A 20,995-nucleotide genomic window follows, 5' to 3' on the forward strand; every position below is an offset into this window, starting at 1 on the left:
ACTCCCGCCTCAATTCGTTCCGCCGTGTCGTCATGCCCGGAGCGTAGGCGCGAACAAATCATTGTTGAAATTGATTATTACTATATCCATTATTACTCTTATGAATTTATCCGCCATCGACCTCAATCTGCTGGTCGCCTTCGAGGCGCTGATGGAGGAGCGCCACGTCACCCGCGCGGCCGAGCGCGTTGGGCTGGCCCAGCCGTCCATGAGCAGTGCGTTGAAAAGACTGCGCGCGCTGTTTGCGGATGAGTTGTTCCTGCGCGCCGGCGCGGGCATGCAGCCGACCGAGAAGGCGCTGGCACTCGCAGGGCCGATCGGGGAGGCGCTGCGGCAGATCCGGGGCGTGCTCGCACCCGATCAGGGCTTCGATCCGTCCACGGCGCGACGGCGCATCTCGATTGCCGTGACCGATTACGGCGATCTGGTCCTGGTGCCGGAGCTGATCCGTCTGTTGCGCCGGGAGGCACCGGGCATCGACCTTGCCGTGCGCCCGCTCACCGATGCGACGGCGGCGCTCGCGAAGCTCGAGCGCGGTGAACTCGATGCGCTGATCGGCGGTCACCTGCCGGACTCGCCGCGTTGCGTTCGGCATCGGCTGTTCGAGGAGCGCTTTGTCTGTATCCGCGACATGACACGCGCGAATGGCACAGAGAATCTGAGCCTCGAGGATTATGCGGCCTTGCCGCACGCATTGTTCTCGTCTGCCGGCGGCGACGGCCTGCCAAGCGTGATTGACGGGCTGCTGGCCCGCCACGGACTGAAGCGCCGGGTGGCGATGACGCTTGCGCACGTCGTAGCCGTCCCCTTTGCGGTCGCCGGCACCGATCTCGTCGCCACGATGGCCGAGCGCGTCGCACGACGCTTCACGCATGTCGCCGGCATTGCCGTCATCACGCCACCTTTCGAGATCCCCGCCTTTGCAATCGATCTCGTCCATAGCCAACGCGCCAGTGCAGATCCGGCGCTGCGATGGTTTCTGGATGCCGTTAGCCGCTGCACCGGTCGGCTCTCCGGCTGACGCAACGCCGACCCGATGCGGGTGACGACAGGGGTGGCTAATGGCGGCCGGCGCTCCCTATATTGGCGCCTGTTCCGAATCAGGCAGCTCATGCGCGTTTTCAGCGTTCCCGTCTCCGCGCCGTTCCTGCGCACCGTTATCTCGGCCCTGGTCGATGGCCGGCTGGTCACGGGATTCGAGGCGCGGAACGACCCGGCGAAACTCGCCAATGCCACCCTTTATCTGCCGACCCAGCGCGCCGGGCGGCTGGCGCGCGAGATTTTTCTCGACGTGCTCGATTCGGATGCCGCGGTGCTGCCGCGCATCGTCGCGCTCGGTGACATCGATGAAGACGAACTCGCCTTTGCGGACCCGTCCGAGGAGGTTGGCGGCACCGCGCCGCTCGACATTCCGCCAAAACTCGGCGAACTCGAACGCCGGCTGACGCTGGCGCATCTGGTCGCGGCCTGGGCGAAGACCCCGGTATCATCGCCACTGGTGGTCGGCGGCCCGGCCTCGACGCTGCAGCTTGCCGGCGACCTCGCGCGTCTCATGGACGACATGGTGACGCGTGGCGTCGACTGGCGCGCGCTCGACAAGCTCGTACCGGATCAGCTCGATAAATACTGGCAGCATTCGCTCGAATTCCTGCGTATCGCGCGCGATGCGTGGCCGAACTATCTGAAAGAGATAAGCCGGATCGAGCCGGCCGCACGGCGCGATCTCCTGATCGAGGCGGAGGCGGCGCGACTCACCGCGCATCACGTCGGCCCGGTGATCGCAGCAGGTTCGACCGGTTCGATGCCGGCGACCGCGAAATTCCTGCATGCGGTCGCAAAGCTTTCGAACGGCGCGGTGGTGCTGCCGGGACTCGACACCGACCTCGACGAAGAGTCCTGGCAAACGATCGGCGGCGAGCGCAATGCGGACGGCCGGTTCTCTACGCCGCCGTCGTCGAACCATCCGCAATTCGCGATGCATGCGCTGCTCGACCGCTTCGGCATCAAACGACGCGATGTCGAGAGCCTCGCGGCGTCAGCGCCGCTCGGCCGCGACGTGCTGGCGTCGGAAACGATGCGGCCGTCGACCGCCACCGCACAATGGCACGACCGACTGGAACGGCCGGAGATCGCCGAACGCATCTCCGCCGGGATGACCAACCTTGCGGTGGTCGAGGCGCCCAATCCCGAGATGGAGGCGCTGGCGATCGCGGTGGCGATGCGCGAGGCGCGGCACCTCGGCAAGTCGGCCGCGCTGGTGACGCCGGATCGCGCGCTGGCGCGTCGCGTGATGGCCTCGCTGACGCGCTGGAATCTGGAATTCGACGATTCCGGCGGTGACGCGCTGATGGAGACCTCACCCGGCGTATTCGCCCGCCTCACCGCGGAAGCCGCGGCCAGAGGACTTGAACCGCCGACATTGCTCGCGCTGCTCAAGCATCCGCTGTTTCGGCTCGGCGGCGCCCATGGCGCGTTGAAAGGCGCGATCGAAGTTCTGGAGCTGGCACTGTTGCGCGGCACAAGGCCACAGGCCGGCAGCGCCGGCCTTGCGCGCGATTTCCAACGCTTCCGTGCCGAACTCGTGAAGCTCAACAGCGGTGAAACCTCATCGTTGCACAAGCTGGAGCAGCGCGCGCGCCTGCGAGACGACGAACTCAATCAGGCACAGGCGCTGATCGCAAAACTGCAAGCGGCGCTGGCGCCGCTCGAGGGCATGGCGTCGTCAAAACCTTACGACTTCGCCGAGCTGGCATCGCGCCATCGCGAGGCGTTGCTGGCATTGTCCTCAGACCAGCACGGCGTCGCCATCGTGTTCGAGGAGCGGGCTGGCGCAGCGCTGGCGTCGGCATTCGACGACCTCCTCGCCAAGCAGCAGCCGAGCGGGCTGATGACGCCGCTGGCCGACTATCCCGAAGTGTTCCAGACGGCGTTTGCCGACCGCATGGTGCGACGGCCGGAGTCCGCTCGCGCGCAACTCAACATCTTCGGTCAGCTCGAAGCGCGTCTCACCGAATCCGATCGCGTCATTCTCGGCGGACTGGTCGAGGGCGTCTGGCCGCCGGCGCCGCGGATCGATCCCTGGCTGAGCCGGCCGATGCGGCACGAACTTGGACTCGATCTGCCGGAGCGACGCATCGGTCTCTCCGCGCACGACTTTGCGCAACTGCTCGGCCATGACGAGGTGATCCTCACCCACGCCGCCAAGGTCGGCGGCGCGCCCGCTGTCGCCTCGCGCTTCCTGCATCGGCTGGAAGCGGTCGCCGGCGAGGCGCGCTGGAAAACGGCGACAGCGGCCGGCGATATCTATGTGCAATATGCCGCTGAGCTCGATCGCCCCGACAAGGTCGAACCGGTCCCGCAGCCGGAGCCCCGGCCGCCGCGCGAAACCCGCCCGCTGAAAATGTCGGTCACCGCCATCGAGGACTGGTTGCGCGATCCCTATACGATCTATGCGCGCTTCATCCTGAAGCTCGATCCGCTCGATCCCGTCGACATGCCGCTGTCGGCCGCTGATCGCGGCTCGGCGATCCATGAGGCGCTCGGCGAATTCACGCAAGTTTATGCCGATGCGCTGCCACCAGACGCGATCCGGGCGCTGCGCGAGATCGGCAGCAAGTATTTCGCGCCGCTGATGGAGCGCCCCGAGGCGCGCGCGCTGTGGTGGCCGCGCTTCCAGCGCATCGCGGCATGGTTTGCGGAATGGGAGACCGCGCGGCGCGGTCAGATCGTTGCCATCAAGGCCGAGACAAGGGGCGAGATCGGCATTCCCCTCGATGCTATCAGGACCTTCACCCTCTCTGCACGCGCCGACCGCATCGAGCGGCGTGACGACGGCAGCTTTGCGATCCTCGATTACAAGACCGGCCAGCCGCCGACCGGAAAACAGGTGCGCATGGGCCTGTCGCCGCAGCTCACGCTGGAAGCCGCGATCCTGCGCGAGGGCGGTTTCACTGACATTCCCGCCAACTCCTCGGTCGGCGAACTCGTCTATGTCAGGCTGAGCGGCAACAATCCGCCGGGCGAGGAGCGCTCGCTGGAACTGAAGATACGCCCCAACGACACACCGCAGCCGCCGGATGAAGCTGCCGACAGCGCGCGGCGCAAGTTGGAGGCGCTGATTCGCGCATTCGACGACGAGCAGCAGGCCTACACCTCGCTGAACCTGTCGATGTGGGCCAACCGCTACGGCGCCTATGACGATCTCGCGCGCATCAAGGAATGGTCCGCCGCCGGCGGCCTGGGGATCGAGGAATGGTGAAGGCTATCAGACCGATTCCGCCGGCGGTGCGCGACGCCCAGGCGCGCGCCTCCGATCCGAAGGCGTCGACCTTCGTGTCGGCCAATGCCGGCTCGGGCAAGACGCATGTGCTGGTGCAGCGGGTGATCCGCTTGCTGCTCGACGGCGTGCCGCCGGAAAAGATTCTCTGCATTACCTTCACCAAGGCCGCAGCCGCCAACATGGCCGAACGCGTGTTCACAACGCTCGGCCACTGGGTGACGCTTGATGACGCTGCACTCGATGACGCGATCCGCGATGCCGGCATCGCCCACCCGAATCCAAAGCTCAGGCGCGATGCGCGAAAACTGTTCGCCTGCGCGCTGGAGACGCCGGGCGGCCTGAAGGTGCAAACCATCCATGCGCTGTGCACGCGGCTGCTGCAGCAATTTCCGTTCGAGGCCAACGTACCGGCGCGCTTCGCCGTGCTCGACGACCGCGACCAGAACGAAATGATGGAGCGGGCCAATCTCGCCGTGTTCCTCGACGCCGCGCGCAATCCCGACAGTCCAATCGGCCGTGCGCTGATGACCGCGATGGCGAACGCCGCCGACGTTACCTTCAAGGACGTGGTCCGCGAGGCCTGCCTCAGCCGCGACCATTTCATGGCCTGGACCGATGCCGCGGGCAGCGCGGCCGCGGCCGCCGCGCAGATGTCGGCCGCGCTCGGCGTCGAGCCCGACGATCGCATCGAGGACGTCGAGCGTGAGATCGTCGACGGACCAAACCTGCCAAGGTCGGGCTGGAAAGAAACGGCATCGATACTCGACACCAGCACCAAAGCGGATCAAAAGCAGGCAGACCGGCTGCGGAGTGCATTGACGTTCACCGGCGCAGCTCAGGTCGAAGAATACCTCGGTGTATTCCTTACGGATGACCGCGCGCCTCGTGCATCGGTCGTCACTAACAACTTCATCAAGAAGAATCCTGTCGCAGGCCGGCGGTTCGAATCGGAGGTCGATCGGCTCGGTCCCTTGATCGAGCGGCGCCGCGCCATGGTTGCCTGCGACCGCACCGAGGCCCTGATCTACATCGCCACGGCGGCAGCCGCGAACTATCGCCGCGAGAAGCTGGAACGCGGCCTGCTCGACTATGACGATTTGATCGACAAGACGCTCGACATGCTCGACCGCGTCTCCTCGGGCTGGGTCCATTACAAGCTCGATCGCGGCGTCGATCACGTGCTGATCGACGAGGCGCAGGATACCAGCCCGCGGCAGTGGGACATCGTTGCGCATATCATTTCGGAATTCACTTCGGGCGCCGGCGCGCGCGACGGCCTGATGCGCACGGTGTTTGCGGTAGGCGACGAGAAGCAGTCGATCTTCTCGTTCCAGGGCGCCGCGCCGCGCGAATTCGACCTGCGCCGCCGCGAGTTGCAAAGGCGGTTCGAGGATGCCGGGCTGAAATTCGATCCGGTCTCCTTCACCTATTCGTTCCGCTCGGGGCCGACGATCCTGCATTCGGTCGACAATGTGTTCCGCGAGCAGGAGATCTTTCGCAGCATCCACGCGGTCGAGAACGGCTATCCGATCCACAATGCAATGGCGGACGCCGGCCCGAGCCTGATCGAGCTCTGGGATCTCGCCGTGGCCGACGACCGCCAGGACATCGAAGGCTGGCGCGCGCCGTTCGACGGCGTCGCGATGACGAGCCCCGAGGTCAAGCTGGCAAAGCGGATCCAGGCCGAGATCAGGCGCCTGGTCGAGAGCGGCACCATGACCGGCAGCGAAGGTGCGCGCCGCCCCTTGCGCTATGGCGACATGCTGATCCTGGTGCGACGGCGCGGCAACGCCTTCGATGCGGTGATCCAGGCGTTGAAGCACGCCGGCGTTCCAGTCGCCGGCGCCGACCGACTGAAGCTGACCGAGCACATCGCGATCATCGATCTGATGAATCTCGCCGATGCATTGTTGCTGCCGCAGGACGATCTCGCGCTCGCGGTGGCGCTGAAGAGCCCGCTGTTCGGCCTTACCGACGACGATCTGTTCAAGCTGGCCTGGCAACGCCGCGGCTCGCTGCGCGACGCGCTCGCCAAGCACGCGCCGACCGACGATCGGTTCTCGGCGGTACTTCAGCGTCTCGAGCAATGCGAGCGCCGCTTTGCCGACGAGACGCCGTTCGCGTTCTACGCCTGGCTGCTGGGCGGCGACGGCGGCCGCGCGCGCATCCTGCGGCGACTCGGGCATGAGGCCAACGACGCGCTCGACGAATTTCTGGAGCTCGCACTGAACTATGAGCGCAAGGCGCCGGCCTCGCTGCAAGGCTTCGTGGCTTGGCTGCGCGCGGCCGACACCGAGGTGAAGCGCGACATGGAGATCTCGCGCGACGAGGTCCGTGTCATGACCGTGCACGGCGCCAAGGGCCTCGAATCCGCGGTGGTATTCCTCGTCGACACCACGACCTCCCCCTCCGACACCCAACGGCTGCGGCTGATCCATCTTCCCCAGGGCAACGCCGCGCCGCACGCGCCCGGCGTCGTGGTGTGGGCCGGCAAGAAGGCGGAGGATCCGCCCAGCGTGGCCGACGCGCGCAAGGCGATGCTCGGCGACACCGAGGATGAGTATCGCCGCCTGCTCTATGTCGCGATGACGCGCGCCGCGGATCGGCTGATCGTCGGCGGCTGCCTGCCCGGCAACATGAACAGTGTGCGGAAATCCTCCTGGTACGATTTGATCACCAAGGGCCTCGCCAATTCCGGGCTGAAGCTCGAGGAGCTGGAGACGCCCGCCGGCAAAGTGATGCGCTATTCGCGGCCGGAGGACGTCACGGATGCCACCGGCGCAGCCGCGGCGGCGGCGCCGGTGACATCCGCACTGCCGCCATGGCTGCGTGCCTCGGCCACGCCCGAAGCCTCCACGCCGGGCCTGCTGCGTCCCTCCGACCCCGCTGACCATGACGGCCATCAGGTGCGGACCGGCGAATCCATCCTGCTGCGCGCCCGCGCCCTGCAGCGCGGCACGCTGGTGCATCGCCTGCTGCAGTCGCTGCCCGACGTCGCCGCCGAGCGCCGCCAGGACGCCGCGCTGGCCTATCTCGCCCGCAATGCCGATAGCTGGAGCGACGAAGAACGCGCGGCGCTCGCAGCCCAGGTGCTTGGCCTGATCGACGATCCGCGCTTTGCGCCGGTGTTCGCGCCCGGCAGCCGCCCCGAGGTCTCGATCGTCGGCCGGCTGGAGCGGCCGGGTCAGCCGAAGGCGCTGGTCTCCGGCCAGATCGACCGGCTGGTGGTGACACCAGGCGAGGTTCTGATCGTGGATTTCAAGACCAACCACACCCCGCCGAAGACCGCCGCCGAGGCGCCCAGGGGCCATGTCAGGCAGCTCGCGCTGTACCGCGCGGTGCTGTCGAAGCTTTATCCCCAGCGCCCGGTGCGCGCCGCGCTGCTCTGGACCGAAACGCCTGAAATGATGGAGATTTCCGCCCCCGCGCTGGACGCCGGGCTGGCATAAGATCATCATGGCGTGACCGAGCTTGACCCGGCAAGGTCGCGTTCATACGTTTGCCCCATGCTCACCGGGCGCGATTCTCCTCCGCGCCCTTTTGTTTCAACCGAACGAGGTACTCCCATGGCCGTTGGCAAGGTTTCTGACGCCGATTTCGAAGCCGAAGTGCTCAAGGCGACCGGGCCGGTGGTCGTGGACTTCTGGGCCGAGTGGTGCGGGCCGTGCCGCATGATCGCGCCCGCCCTTGACGAGATTTCCGGCGCGATGGGCGACAAGGTCAAGATCGTGAAGCTCAACGTCGACGAGAGCCCGAAGACCGCGTCGAAATATGGCGTGATGTCGATCCCGACCCTGATGATCTTCAAGGGCGGCGAGATGGCCTCGCGTCAGGTCGGCGCTGCGCCGAAGGCGAAGCTGCAGCAGTGGATCACTGCTGCGGTCTGATCCGTTTCGAAGTTGCTGATTTGCGAAACGGCCGGCGCATTGCTGGCCGTTTTTGTTTGTGACGCGTCCGTAGCCCGGATGGAGCGAAGCGTAATCCGGGGTGCTGCGTCTGAGGATCGGTTTGTCCCGGATTTCGCTGCGCTTCATCCGGGCTACAGATTACCTGATCCATCCCGTCGCCAGCGCCGACGCCATCTCGGCCTTGCCGTGCTGCCGCGCCAGCGCCGCCATCGCCTCGTGGTCGTATGGGATATGGCGGAAGGTCACCTGCCAGTCGCCATCGACCTGTTCGAGGATCGCATAGCGCGCGTCGGGCGAGCCGGCCTCGACGACATGCGGGTGTGGATGGGTATCGCGATAGCCAGGCGAGCCGACGCTGCCGGGATTGACGATCAGCCGGCCGTCGCGAAGCCGGACCGCGCGGGCGATGTGGGTATGGGCGCAGAGGATCAGCTTCTGCGCCACGCCAACGGCCCTCGCCTCGATCGATTCCAACGACGACATGCAGACCTCGCCGCTCGGCAGCACCGTCTCCAGCCAATAGGTTTCGTCATCCGCGGGCGTCGCGTGGCAGAGAAAGACCTGGTCGCGATAGACTGAATTCGCCGGCAGCGTGCGCAGCCAGTCGAGATGCCGCGGCTCGAGTTGCGTATGGACCAACCGTTCCCATGAGCTCATTTTCTCGTGTGGGCGGTCGATCAGATAGCGGTCGTGATTGCCGAGCAAATGGACCGCGCCGAGCTCCATCAGGATATCCACCGTCGGCCGTGCGTCGAGCGGTCCGCTCAGCATGTCGCCGAGATCGACGATCTCGGAAATCCCCTGCGCGCGAATGTCCGATAGCACGGCCTGGAGCGCGAGGTGATTGCCGTGGATGTCGGCGATGGCCGCAAAACGCATTGTGTCTCTCATTCTTTCGTAGCCCGGATGCAGCGAAGCGTAATCCGGGGTTCATTGTCGGCGGAGTGAGACGCCCCCGGATTTCGCTTCGCTCCATCCGGGCTACGGGATCAATGTTGTCTCATGCAGGAGGCGTGCCGTTGGCGGCAAGCACCGGACCGGCGAGATAGAGCGAGCCGGTGATAAGGATCCGCGGCGGCACCTCGTAGGCCAGCGCGGCGAGCCGCTGCAGCGCGACGTCGACCCCGGTTGCATTCTCGACGCGCATGCCGAGCGCGCGCGCGGCATCGGCCAGTCGGTCCGGCGGCATGCCGTTGTCACGGCCAGGCACCGGGACTGCGATGATGTGCCGCGTCAGCCCGGCGAAGTTGGCGAGGAAGGCACCGGCGTCCTTGTTGCCCATCATGCCGGCGATGACGACCAGCGGCCGCGACACGCGCTCCTCGAGATCGCCGAGAGCTGCGGCCGCGACCCGGCCGCCTTCGGCATTGTGCCCGCCGTCGAGCCAGATCTCGCAGCCTCGCGGCCCCTGGCTGACGAGCGTTCCGGAGACCAGCCGCTGCATCCGCGCCGGCCATTCGGCATTGACGATGCCGGCCTCGTAGGCCGCGATATTGAGCTTGAACGCGTCGATTGAACGCAGTGTTGCGATCGCAAGTCCCGCATTGTCGAACTGGTGACGGCCGAACAGTTTTGGTGCCGCGAGATCCATCAAACCGCGTTCGTCCTGATAGACCAGCCGGCCGCGTTCGACGCTGACGTGCCATTGCTGCCCGGCCGCGTGCAGCGGCGCGCGCATGCGATTGGCCTCTGCCTCGACGACTGCCATCGCTTCAGGCGCCTGCTCGGCAGAAATCACCGGCACCTTGCGCTTGATGATCGCGGCCTTCTCGCCGGCGATCAATGGCAACGTATCACCGAGGAATTCCATGTGGTCCATGCTGACAGGCGCGATCACGCAAGCCAGCGGTGTCTCGACCACGTTGGTCGAATCCAGCCGGCCGCCGAGGCCGACCTCGAGCAGCGCGACGTCAGCCGGGTGCTTTGCGAACAGGCTGAAGGCAACAGCCGTTTCCATCTCGAAGATGGTGACGGGGTTGCCGGCGTTGAGGCGCTCGCAATGTTCGAACGTCGCGCGCAGCTCGTCGTCGCCAACGAGCTTACCGCCACCCACTGCGCCCAGCCGGTAGCATTCGTTGATCCGCACCAGATAGGGCGAGGTGAAGACGTGGACGCGCAGGCCGGCGGCCTCCAGGATCGCGCGCAAATAGGCGATCGTTGAGCCCTTGCCGTTGGTGCCGGCGACATGGATGACCGGCGGCAGCTTGCGCTCGGGATGGTCGAGCCGCTCCATCAGCGCGAGCATGCGATCCAGGCTGAGATCGATGCGCTTGGGATGCAGCGCCGACACCCGCGCGATCAGCGCCTCGAACGAGGGCTGCGATGAGGCGGCGCTCGCGGTCACGCGTGGGGCGCAGCCGGCACCGCCTCCGGCGCCGTGACGATCTGGGCCGGCTCGGTGACGACGACCGCAGGCTTCGACGGGGTGTCGAGCGCCGGCGACTTCGTGAACAGACGGCACAGTCGCGCCAGCGTGGCCCGCATCTCGTGGCGGTGCACGACCATGTCGACCATGCCGTGCTCGCGCAGATATTCGGCGCGCTGAAATCCCTCGGGAAGCTTTTCGCGGATGGTCTGCTCGATCACGCGCGCGCCGGCAAAGCCGATCAACGCGCCGGGCTCGGCGATCTGAACGTCGCCGAGCATCGCATAGGACGCGGTGACGCCGCCGGTGGTCGGATTGGTCAACACGACAATGTAGGGCTGCTTGGCCTCGCGCAGCATCTGCACGCCGACCGTGGTGCGGGGCATCTGCATCAGCGACAAAATGCCCTCCTGCATCCGCGCGCCGCCAGAGGCCGCGAACACGATGAAGGGCGACTTCTTCTCGACCGCGAGCTCGAGCCCGCGCACCATGGCCTCACCGGCGGCCATGCCGAGCGAGCCGCCCATGAAATCGAAATCCTGCACTGCGATCACGACGCCGGCGCCTTCGAGCTTGCCGTAACCGACCTTGATCGCGTCGTGCAGCCCGGTCTTGGTGCGGGCGTCCTTGATGCGGTCGACATATTTGCGTTCGTCGCGGAATTTTAGCGGATCGGCCGTGACCTCAGGCAACGCGACGTCGAACCAGGTCTCGTTGTCGAACGTCGACTTCAGCCGCGCCACCGCGCCCATGCGCATGTGGTAATTCGAACCGGGAATCACGAACTGGTTGGCCTCGACGTCCTTGTAGAACACGAGCTGCCCGGAATCCGGACATTTGATCCAGAGATTCTCCGGCGTCTCGCGGCGCAGGATGTTGCGGATCTTCGGCCGGACAACGTTGGTGAGCCAATTCATGGTTCGCTCCGACATGCGGGTCGGTCCCGCATCACATGGATATATGGCGGGCCGGCCGAAACCCGGCAAGCTGCCATCAGCGGCGTTGTTGCCGCAAATTGTGGCTTATTCTGCGGCCTGTTTGGCGCCCCGGACCCCCTGGGCCAGCGACGACACGAGGTCCGCCACCGCCGTCACAGTCCTGGACGTCGCGCGGCCCTCGGCATCCAGACTGTCCTTGAGGGCATCAACCAGGGCGGTGCCGACCACCGCGCCGTTGGCGCTTTCGGCAATCGCGCGCGCCGCCTCGGGGGTGCGGATGCCGAAGCCAACGCAGACCGGCAGCTTGGTATGCCGCTTGATGCGGGCGACAGCTTCCCCAACCGCATTCGTGTCGGCCGATGCGCTACCGGTGATGCCGGTGATCGAGACGTAATAGACGAAGCCCGAGGTGTTCGCGAGCACCGCCGGCAGGCGCTTGTCGTCCGTGGTCGGCGTCGCCAGCCGGATGAAGTTCAGCCCCGCCTTCATCGCGGGGATGCAGAGCTCCGTGTCTTCTTCCGGCGGCAGGTCGACGATGATCAGGCCGTCGACGCCTGCGGCCTTCGCGTCCACCAAAAATGTGTCGACGCCGTAGATGTAGATCGGATTGTAATAGCCCATCAGCACGATCGGCGTAGCATCGTCGTCCTTGCGGAAGCCGCGGACCATCTCCAGCGTCTTCCTGAGCGTCATGCCGGCTTTCAGCGCGCGCAGGCCCGCGGCCTGGATCGACGGGCCGTCGGCCATCGGATCGGTAAACGGCATGCCGATCTCGATGATGTCGGCACCAGCCTTCGGCAGCGCCTTGATGACGTCGAGCGCAGTCTTGGGGTCGGGATCGCCGGCCATCACGAAGGTGACGAAGGCGGAGCGGCCCTGCTTCTTGAGCTCGGCGAAGGTAGCATCGATACGGGTGGTCACGTCTTCCTGCCCTTCAAGATGTCGCCGACCTGCGGCACGTCCTTGTCGCCGCGGCCGGAGAGATTGACCACCATCAGATGATCCTTCGGCCGCTGTGGCGCGAGCTCCGGCAATTTCGCGATGGCGTGCGCCGATTCCAGCGCGGGGATGATGCCCTCCAGCCGCGACAGCAGCTGGAAGGCAGCCAAGGCCTCCTCGTCGGTCGCCGAGAGATACTTTACGCGGCCAGTCTCGTGCAGCCAGGCATGCTCGGGGCCGATGCCGGGATAATCGAGCCCGGCCGAGATCGAATGCGCTTCCTCGATCTGGCCGTCAGCATCCATCAGGAGGTAGGTGCGGTTGCCGTGCAGCACGCCCGGGCGGCCACCGGCGATGGAGGCAGCATGCAGCTGCGTCAGGCCGTGGCCAGCAGCCTCGACGCCAAAGATTTCCACGCTGGGATCGTCGAGGAACGGGTGGAACAGGCCCATCGCGTTCGAGCCGCCGCCGATACAGGCGATCAGCGAGTCCGGCAGGCGGCCCTCGGCCTCCTGCATCTGCGTGCGGGTCTCATGGCCGATGATCGACTGGAAGTCGCGCACCATCATCGGATAGGGGTGCGGACCCGCGACCGTGCCGATGCAATAGAACGTGTTGTGCACGTTGGTGACCCAATCGCGCAGCGCGTCGTTCATCGCATCCTTCAGCGTGCGCGCGCCTGACTGCACCGGGATCACCGTGGCGCCCAGCATCTCCATGCGGATCACATTGGGCTGCTGCCGCGCGACGTCGACCGCGCCCATATAGACCACGCATTCGAGCCCGAAGCGGGCGCACAGCGTCGCGGTCGCAACGCCATGCTGGCCGGCGCCGGTCTCGGCGATGATGCGCTTCTTGCCCATGCGGCGCGCAACCATGATCTGGCCGAGCACGTTATTGACCTTGTGCGAGCCGGTGTGGTTGAGCTCCTCGCGCTTCAGATAGATCTTGGCGCCGCCGAGATGCTCGGTGAGCCGTTCGGCGAAATAGAGCGGCGAGGGCCGGCCGACATAGTCCTTCAGGTAGCCGTTCATCTCGGCCTGGAACGCCGGATCGGCCTTGGCCTCGGCGTAGGCCTTTTCCAGCTCGAGGATCAGCGGCATCAGCGTTTCCGCGACGAAGCGTCCGCCGAAAATGCCGAAATGCCCGCGCTCGTCGGGCCCGCTGCGGAAGGAATTGGGCAGGTTTGGATTCATCGAACCATCAGTTCTTGGGTGGCGCGCGCGGCGCGGATGAAGGCGCGGATCAGCTCGGGATCCTTGATGCCAGGCGAGCGCTCGACGCCCGAAGACACATCGACGCCGCCGGCGCGAGTGACCCTGACAGCCTCGGCGACGTTGTCGGCGGAGAGCCCGCCCGAGACCATATACGGCAAAGCGAGATCGAGATTTTCCAGCACGTGCCAGTCGAAGGTGGCGCCGAGCCCGCCGGGCCGCGTGGCATCCTTCGGCGCGCGGGCATCGAACAGGATGCGGTCGGCGACACCGGCATAGCCCGGGAGCGGGGCGAGGTCGGCAACGGTCTCGACCGGCAGCGCCTTCATCACGGGCAAGCCGAATTTCTGCTTGATGTCGCGCAGCCGCGCCACCGTCTCCTTGCCGTGCAGTTGCAGGATATCCGGCCGCAGCGTCTCAATGATGTTTTCCAGCGTGGCATCGTCGGCATCGACTGTGAGCGCGACCTTCACCGCGCGGCCCTTGGCGCGGCTGCCGAGATCGCGCGCGACCTCGAGGCTGATGTGGCGGGGCGACGGGGAGAAGAACACGAACCCGACCATATCGGCGCCGGCCGCAAGCGCGACGTCGAGCGTCTCGCGCGTGGACAGGCCGCAGATTTTGACGAGCAGGGACATGATCTTGGAACGGGCGTCTCTCAAACGGGTTTTTTGGGGCCGGAACCAGGGTGCGGCCCCCGACGGGGCGGGTTCTACAACGTCGCGCCCTGCTTGTCTCGCCCGGCGGACCCGTAAAAGCCGATCTGGGCCGGCGCCGGAAGCCGCTGCGCGTCGCCCCGGGAGGGGACCGCCGCGGCCCTGAGATCGGTCAACTCGGCGCGGGCCTGGCGGGCGTCGGCTTCGTGCTGCCGGGCGGCGCGGCGCCAGCGCCGCTGCCGGACCCAGGTCGCGGCGCCGCCTGCGATCACGCCCAGGATTGCGGATGCGATGATGACGACAAACAGCGGCAGCGTGACTGCAATCGCCGGCGTGATGGAATTGAAGGGATCAAACGACACCGTCACCCAATGACGGTTGGCGACCGCGAAGATGATGAAGATCAGCCCGAGCGGGATGACGACCAGTGCCGTAATGAACTTTCGCATGACCATCTCTCAGTGCGATGGAGAACGCACGGGCGCACAGCCCGCAGCACGGCAACGCCAGACGTCGCGTTACGCGTCGGCCTTCGGCGCGTCGACCTCGGGCGCTTCAGCTTCGTCGCGATTGAGGCGCTCGCGCATCTCCTTGCCGGTCTTGAAGAACGGCACGCTCTTCTGATCGACCGGCACATGCTCGCCCGTCCGCGGATTGCGGCCTGCCCGCGCCGGGCGGTGCTTTACCGAAAACGCGCCAAAACCGCGCAGCTCGACGCGGTCGCCACGTGCCAGCGCAGCGACGATCTCATCGAGAATCGCGTTCACGATGTTCTCGACATCCCGCTGATAGAGGTGCGGGTTGTGCTCGGCGATACGCTGAACAAGTTCGGATTTGATCATTGACAGTGGGATCCGGGATCTTGCGGAAGTCCATTTCCGTGAAAATGCCTTGCACTGTCAAGACGCTAAATGAGTTTTGGGCGCCGTGAAATTACGTGACAAATAGCCCAAACAGGGCATGTGGCAATTCCCGCAGAGCGGGAAGCGCCTAAAGGCACGCCTCCGTGCAGATCAGTTGGTTCCGGCCGGGCTCCACAGAGCCAGCATGCCGTCGAGCCCAAACCGGTCGACCGCCTGCACCATCCCGCCCTGCTCGATCCGCCGCGCGATGGCGCCAAGACCAAGCGCATCTGCTGTCACGGACGCCGCGGTGCGCAGGAATGTCAGGTCGCCGAAGCGCGGATTGAGCTTGTAGTCGCGCACCGGCAGGTCGCTCTTGACCTTCTTTTCCGCAACAAGCCAGGCGATCGCAGTGTTCTCGTCGCCGAGCTGGTCGATCAGCTTGAGATCGACCGCCTGCCGGCCGGTGAAGACGCGTCCGTCCGCGACCTTTTGCAGCAGCGCGTCATCCATGCCGCGCCGCTCCTTCACCAATCCACGGAACCATGCATAAGAGTCCTTCACCAGCGCGTCGATCGCGTCATGCGCTTCCGGGCTGGTCGGCTCAAAGCCGTTCGGCGCCGCCTTCAGCGGCGAAGATTTGATCTCTTCCATCTTCACGCCGACTGTCTTCAGCAGTTCGGAGACGTTCGGGAACTGGAACAGCACGCCGATCGAACCGACCAGCGAGGTCTGTTGCGCGACGATGTGGTCGGCCGCGATCGCCGTGATGTAGCCGCCCGACGCGGCCAGTCCCTCGACGACGACAACGAGCGGCTTCTTGGCCTTCAGCTGCACCAGCGAGTCGTAGAGCTGCTCGGAGCCCGCGGTGGTGCCGCCGGGTGAATTGACGTGCACGACGACAGCCGCGTATTGCGACGTCTCGAGTCGCTTCAGCGCCTCGACGCGCTCCTGGTCGCTGCGGATCAGCCCCTCGATGGTGACGCGCGCGATCGCACCCGGTGCTGCGAACATGCCGCGCCCGCCACTGGCGATCACAGCCACACCCACAATGGCCGCAATCGCAACAAGAGCGGCGGTGACGCGCCAGAACGTCAGCTTGCGCCTGATACGGCGGCGATCGACGATCACGTCTGAATCCAGCGACATCGAATTTCTCCAAATACGTCCCGCGCGTTTTGCAGTCGCAGCGTCATTATAGCCCTAATCAAATACATCAATTGCGGTGCAATATGAAGAAAACAAGGCCCGCAGAACCGTAGCCGGGATGGGAGCCAACGGGACCCGCAAAACAAAAGGCCCCGGCGTGCGCCGGGGCCTCGTTGATCACTCGGATTGAGCGAATGCTTACTTGTCGCCGCCGCGGTTCTTCAGCGCGGTGCCGAGGATGTCGCCAAGCGTGGCTCCCGAATCGGAGGAGCCGTACTGCGCGATGGCTTCCTTCTCTTCGGCGACTTCCAGCGCCTTGATCGAGACCTGCACCTTGCGGGCCTTCTTGTCGAACTGGATGACGCGGGCATCGACCTTCTCACCGACGGCAAAGCGTTCGGCGCGTTGGTCGTTGCGGTCGCGGGCCAGCTCGGACCGCTTGATGAAGGTGGTGAACTCGGTGCCCGAGATCCGGACCTCGATGCCGCTTTCCTTGACCTCAAGGATTTCGCAGGTCACGACCGCGCCCTTCTTGACGTCGCCCGGCTCCGCGAAGGGGTCGCCTTCGAGTTGCTTGACGCCGAGGGAAATGCGCTCCTTCTCGACATCGACATCGAGCACCACGGCCTTGACCATGTCGCCCTTCTTGAAGTTGTCGATCACCTGCTCGCCCGGAAGCTTCCAGTCGAGGTCGGACAGATGCACCATGCCGTCCACGTCGCCGTCGAGGCCCAAGAAAAGTCCGAACTCGGTCTTGTTCTTGACTTCGCCTTCGACCGTGGAGCCGACCGGGAATTTCTCGACGAACACTTCCCAGGGGTTGCGCATGGTCTGCTTGAGGCCGAGCGAGATGCGGCGCTTGACCGAATCGACTTCGAGAACCTGCACTTCGACTTCCTGCGAGGTCGAAACGATCTTGCCGGGGTGCATGTTCTTCTTGGTCCACGACATCTCCGAGACGTGGATCAGGCCTTCGATGCCCGGCTCCAGCTCGACGAACGCGCCGTAGTCGGTGATGTTGGTGACGCGGCCGGTGAAGCGGGCGCCGAGCGGATACTTCGCCTCGATGCCCTGCCACGGATCGTCCAGCAGCTGCTTCATGCCGAGCGAGATGCGGTGGGTCTCGTGGTTGATCTTGATGATCTTGACCTTCACGGTCTGGCCGATCGTCAGCACCTCGGTCGGGTGGTTGACGCGCCGCCAGGCGATGTCGGTGACGTGCAGCAGGCCGTCGATGCCGCCGAGATCAACGAACGCACCGTAATCGGTGATGTTCTTGACCACGCCGTCGATCACCTGGCCCTCTTCGAGGTTCTGCACCAGCTCCTGGCGCTGCTCGGCGCGGGTCTCTTCGAGAACCGTGCGGCGCGACACCACGATGTTGCCGCGGCGGCGGTCCATCTTGAGGATCTGGAACGGCTGCGAGTTGTTCATCAGCGGCGCAACGTCGCGGATCGGACGGATGTCGACCTGCGAGCGCGGCAGGAAGGCGACCGCGCCGTCGAGGTCGACGGTGAAGCCGCCCTTGACCTGGTTGAAGATGACGCCGTTGACCTTTTCGTTGTTCTGGAAGGCCTTCTCGAGCTTGCCCCAGCTCTCCTCGCGGCGCGCCTTGTCGCGCGACAGCACGGCTTCGCCGAGCGCATTCTCGATCCGGTCGAGGAACACCTCGACGGTGTCGCCGACCTTCAGATCGCTTTCACGGCCGGGGCCGGCGAATTCGCGCAGCGCGACGCGGCCTTCGGTCTTCAGGCCGACGTCGATGACGGCCATGTCTTTCTCAATTGCAACCACCGTACCCTTGATGACGGAGCTTTCCTGCAGGTTACCGCCGGCAAAGGACTCATCGAGCATCGCGGCGAAATCGTCGCGGGTCGGACTATAGGAAGCAGCAGAATTCGAAGCCATTTGTTCTCCAGATGCGGAATCTCGCCGGCTGTTAGGGTTGTTGGGCGCACCGCGCGTGGAGTGTCAGGGTTCCGCAAACCCTGACGACCGCTCGTTGCGGGAGGCGCAACAGCGGGCCGGCAGCAAAACTGCACGTTCGGTACGTTTGATTTTATCCGGGACCTGAAACGAGAGTATCGACTTCAAGACCGGGAGCGGGCGTTCCTCCTGATGCGGCTGGGGCTAAAACCCGTCACCGGCCCGCTCGGACGCAGCCTCGACATGATCGATGGTGGCCCGGACGGCGCTGATATAGCCCCGAGGCCGCTTTTGGGCAAGCCGGAAATGGCCGATTTACGGGGCTTTAAGCGTGCTAGCGGCCTCAAATCCTGCATTTCAACGCGTTGTTGACCGCACCAGGTGAAATGACCGGCGCCGGACTTCGGTGAGGCTTGGGCCGGAACCCACCCTTAACCAGGCCCCCACAGGATGACACCGTTCAAAACAGGGGGGTTACCCAATGAAAAGCTTTGTGGTGCTGGCGGCGATTGCCGTCCTGACGCTTGGAAATGCCGTCGCCGCGATGCCTGGTGCCGTTTCGACCGAGCATGCTGCTTCGATCCAGGCCGATCAGCCGCTTCTGACGATGGCCGATCAGGAGCTGCCGTTCGACCGCTACTGGTCAAAGAACTGATCCATCAGGACGTTATGTAGCCAGGACGTTGTGTAACAAAGAGCGCGATGACCCTGTCATCGCGCTCTTTGCCGTGATGCACTGGCTGAATCAGCGCCTGGCGCGAACCGCCTCGACGATGGCGATGGCGGCACGGACACCGGCCTCGATGTCGAGATAGGAATTGTCCAGCGTGTGGGCGTCCGGCGCCGCACGTAACGGCGCTGTCGACCGGTTCTGGTCGCGCTCGTCGCGCTTGAGGATATCGGCCAGCACCGCGTCCTCGTCGGCCTCCTCGCCGCGCGAGCGGGCCTCCAGCGTGCGCCGTTTGGCGCGCACCCGCGGGTCGGCGATCACGAAAATCTTCACGTCGGCGTCCGGGCAGATCACCGTGCCGATGTCGCGGCCATCGAGCACCGCGCCGGGCGGATCGGCGGCGAACTGACGCTGGAAGCTGACCAGCGCCTCGCGCACCCGGGGAAACGCCGAGACCACGGATGCGGCATCGCCGACCTTCTGCGTCTTCAGCACCGGATTACCAAATCTCTCGGGATCAAGCTCGAGCGCCGCGGCCACCGCCAGCGCCTCATCGTTGAGGTCGGCGCCCGCCTCCATCAGCGTATAGGCGACGGCGCGATAGATCACGCCGGTGTCGAGATGGCGATAGCCGTAATGATGGGCGAGCCGCTTGCCGAGTGTGCCCTTGCCCGAGGCGGCGGGACCGTCGATGGCGATGATCATGAGAAATCCGCTCCGAGCGAACGCATCATCGGGATGAAATCCGGAAAGCTGGTGGCGATGAAGGCGGTGTCGTCGACCTTGACCGGCTTGTCGGAAGCGAGGCCCATCACCAGCGCCGACATCGCGATGCGATGATCCATGTGGGTCGCGACAAGGCCGCCGCCCTCGACATGGCCGCGGCCTTCGACGATCAGATCGTCGCCGGAGATCTCGACCTTGACGCCGTTGACCCGCAGCATGTCCGCGGTGGCCTCGAGCCGATCGGATTCCTTGACACGCAATTCCTGCAAGCCGCGCATGATCGTGGTGCCCTCGGCGAAGCTCGCCGCAACCGCCAGCACCAGGTATTCGTCGATCATCGAGGGCGCGCGCTCCGGCGGCACCTCGACGCCGCGCAGCTTCGAGGCCCGCACGCGCAGCTGCGCCATCGGCTCGCCGGCGTCGCCGCGCACCTCGCTCTCCTCGATGGACGCGCCCATCTCGCGCAGCGTTGTGAACAGGCCGGTGCGCAGCGGATTGGTCATGACGTCGGAGAATACGACGTCGGAGCCGCCGACGATCAGCGCCGCCACGATCGGGAATGCCGCCGAGGACGGATCGGCCGGCACCACGACCTCCGCGCCGTGCAGCTCGGGCTCGCCTGACAGCGTGATCCTGCGGCCGTGGCTGCCGGCCTTCTCCGATGAGATCTCGGCGCCGAAATGCTTGAGCATCAGCTCGGTATGGTCCCGGCTGGCTTCCTGCTCGATCACGGTCGTCATGCCGGGTGCAGATAGCCCCGCCAGCAGCACCGCGGACTTGATCTGGGCCGAGGCGACCGGCGTCTTGTAGACGATCGGCACCGGATAGCGCGCGCCGCTCAGCGTCAGCGGCAACCGGCCGCCTTCCCTTATATCGCTGGTCCTGGCGCCCATCAGCTCCAGCGGGTCGAGGATCCGGCGCATCGGGCGGGTGCGCAGCGAGGCGTCGCCGTCGAACACCGCCGTGATCGGGCATCCGGCGACCGCCCCCATCACCAGCCGGCAGCCGGTGCCGGAATTGCCAAAATCGAGCGCGGTGGCCGGCTGGGCGAAGCCACCGACGCCGACGCCCGAGACCGTCCAGGCGAACGGGCCGGTTCGCTCGACCCTGGCGCCCAGCGCCTGCATGGATTTGGCCGTATTGAGCACGTCCTCGCCTTCCAGAAGGCCGGAAATGCGGGTTTCGCCAACCGAAAGCGCTCCGAGGATCAGGGCGCGGTGGGAAATCGATTTGTCCCCGGGAACGCGGACTCTGCCGGCCAAGGGGCCGCTCGCGCGGGATTCCAGTGGAGTCGGGGTGTCAGAATGGGCCAATATTGTGTCCTCTCGCGCCGCGGCAGGTATCACATAGGCAACACCGCGTCACGCGCCCGTCGAATGCGCG

General features: G+C 65.6%; 17 protein-coding genes. 5 read left to right on the forward strand and 12 right to left on the reverse strand.

Going from position 1 to position 20,995, the window contains the following annotated elements:
- The first annotated feature begins 61 nt into the window (after window positions 1-61).
- From UP09_RS09585 to trxA, 4 genes are all read left to right on the forward strand, one after another.
- Window positions 62-1,021, forward strand: a complete 960-nt coding sequence (locus UP09_RS09585; protein WP_245301856.1) for a LysR family transcriptional regulator — start codon at window positions 62-64, stop codon at window positions 1,019-1,021.
- Window positions 1,022-1,111: 90 nt separating this feature from the next.
- Window positions 1,112-4,258, forward strand: a complete 3,147-nt coding sequence (gene addB / locus UP09_RS09590; protein ID WP_044537895.1) for a double-strand break repair protein AddB — start codon at window positions 1,112-1,114, stop codon at window positions 4,256-4,258.
- On the forward strand, window positions 4,252-7,728 hold the full coding sequence (gene addA / locus UP09_RS09595; protein WP_044537896.1) for a double-strand break repair helicase AddA: 3,477 nt from the start codon (window positions 4,252-4,254) through the stop codon (window positions 7,726-7,728). Before addB ends, addA begins: the two co-directional genes overlap by 7 nt.
- A gap of 117 nt (window positions 7,729-7,845) precedes the next feature.
- Entirely contained in the window at window positions 7,846-8,166 is a 321-nt protein-coding gene (gene trxA, locus UP09_RS09600; RefSeq protein ID WP_016847387.1) for a thioredoxin, read from the forward strand.
- 159 nt (window positions 8,167-8,325) lie between these two features.
- Here the strand turns inward: trxA and UP09_RS09605 are convergent, their stop codons facing one another.
- The 10 genes from UP09_RS09605 to rpsA all read right to left on the reverse strand — a co-directional run bounded on the left by UP09_RS09605 (window position 8,326) and on the right by rpsA (window position 18,198).
- On the reverse strand, window positions 8,326-9,066 hold the full coding sequence (locus UP09_RS09605) for a metallophosphoesterase family protein (protein ID WP_044537897.1): 741 nt from the start codon (window positions 9,064-9,066) through the stop codon (window positions 8,326-8,328).
- 121 nt (window positions 9,067-9,187) lie between these two features.
- Window positions 9,188-10,531 (reverse strand): bifunctional folylpolyglutamate synthase/dihydrofolate synthase, encoded by a 1,344-nt coding sequence (locus UP09_RS09610; protein ID WP_044537898.1) that lies wholly within the window; start codon window positions 10,529-10,531, stop codon window positions 9,188-9,190.
- Window positions 10,528-11,469, reverse strand: a complete 942-nt coding sequence (gene accD, locus UP09_RS09615) for an acetyl-CoA carboxylase, carboxyltransferase subunit beta (RefSeq protein ID WP_044537899.1) — start codon at window positions 11,467-11,469, stop codon at window positions 10,528-10,530. Before accD ends, UP09_RS09610 begins: the two co-directional genes overlap by 4 nt.
- Window positions 11,470-11,574: 105 nt before the next feature.
- Entirely contained in the window at window positions 11,575-12,411 is an 837-nt protein-coding gene (gene trpA / locus UP09_RS09620; RefSeq protein ID WP_044537900.1) for a tryptophan synthase subunit alpha, read from the reverse strand.
- Window positions 12,408-13,625 (reverse strand): tryptophan synthase subunit beta, encoded by a 1,218-nt coding sequence (trpB, locus tag UP09_RS09625; RefSeq protein ID WP_044537901.1) that lies wholly within the window; start codon window positions 13,623-13,625, stop codon window positions 12,408-12,410. Before trpB ends, trpA begins: the two co-directional genes overlap by 4 nt.
- A complete protein-coding gene (locus UP09_RS09630) occupies window positions 13,622-14,281 on the reverse strand; it encodes a phosphoribosylanthranilate isomerase (protein ID WP_044537902.1) in 660 nt (219 codons plus the stop codon). Before UP09_RS09630 ends, trpB begins: the two co-directional genes overlap by 4 nt.
- Window positions 14,282-14,355: 74 nt before the next feature.
- Complete coding sequence (locus UP09_RS09635) at window positions 14,356-14,748, reverse strand: lipopolysaccharide assembly protein LapA domain-containing protein (RefSeq protein ID WP_044537903.1); 393 nt, start codon at window positions 14,746-14,748, stop codon at window positions 14,356-14,358.
- Window positions 14,749-14,817: 69 nt separating this feature from the next.
- On the reverse strand, window positions 14,818-15,141 hold the full coding sequence (locus tag UP09_RS09640; RefSeq protein ID WP_044537904.1) for an integration host factor subunit beta: 324 nt from the start codon (window positions 15,139-15,141) through the stop codon (window positions 14,818-14,820).
- 171 nt (window positions 15,142-15,312) lie between these two features.
- Window positions 15,313-16,290, reverse strand: coding sequence for a signal peptide peptidase SppA (sppA, locus tag UP09_RS09645; RefSeq protein ID WP_044537905.1), 978 nt, complete (start codon window positions 16,288-16,290; stop codon window positions 15,313-15,315).
- A gap of 198 nt (window positions 16,291-16,488) precedes the next feature.
- On the reverse strand, window positions 16,489-18,198 hold the full coding sequence (rpsA, locus tag UP09_RS09650; RefSeq protein WP_044537906.1) for a 30S ribosomal protein S1: 1,710 nt from the start codon (window positions 18,196-18,198) through the stop codon (window positions 16,489-16,491).
- A 499-nt stretch (window positions 18,199-18,697) separates the two neighbouring features.
- Between rpsA and UP09_RS37525 the strand changes: the two genes are divergently transcribed.
- Window positions 18,698-18,871, forward strand: coding sequence for a hypothetical protein (locus UP09_RS37525; RefSeq protein WP_156164541.1), 174 nt, complete (start codon window positions 18,698-18,700; stop codon window positions 18,869-18,871).
- A 90-nt stretch (window positions 18,872-18,961) separates the two neighbouring features.
- Here the strand turns inward: UP09_RS37525 and cmk are convergent, their stop codons facing one another.
- Together cmk and aroA are read right to left on the reverse strand one after the other, a co-directional pair.
- The gene (cmk, locus tag UP09_RS09655) at window positions 18,962-19,591 is read right to left on the reverse strand and encodes a (d)CMP kinase (protein WP_044537907.1); all 630 of its coding nucleotides are present in this window, start codon (window positions 19,589-19,591) and stop codon (window positions 18,962-18,964) included.
- A complete protein-coding gene (gene aroA, locus UP09_RS09660; RefSeq protein ID WP_044537908.1) occupies window positions 19,588-20,925 on the reverse strand; it encodes a 3-phosphoshikimate 1-carboxyvinyltransferase in 1,338 nt (445 codons plus the stop codon). The genes cmk and aroA overlap by 4 nt, the downstream gene beginning before the upstream one ends.
- Between the last annotated feature and the right edge of the window lie 70 nt (window positions 20,926-20,995).

Origin of the sequence: Bradyrhizobium sp. LTSP885 (genome assembly GCF_000938305.1) — a bacterium.
Lineage (GTDB): Bacteria > Pseudomonadota > Alphaproteobacteria > Rhizobiales > Xanthobacteraceae > Bradyrhizobium.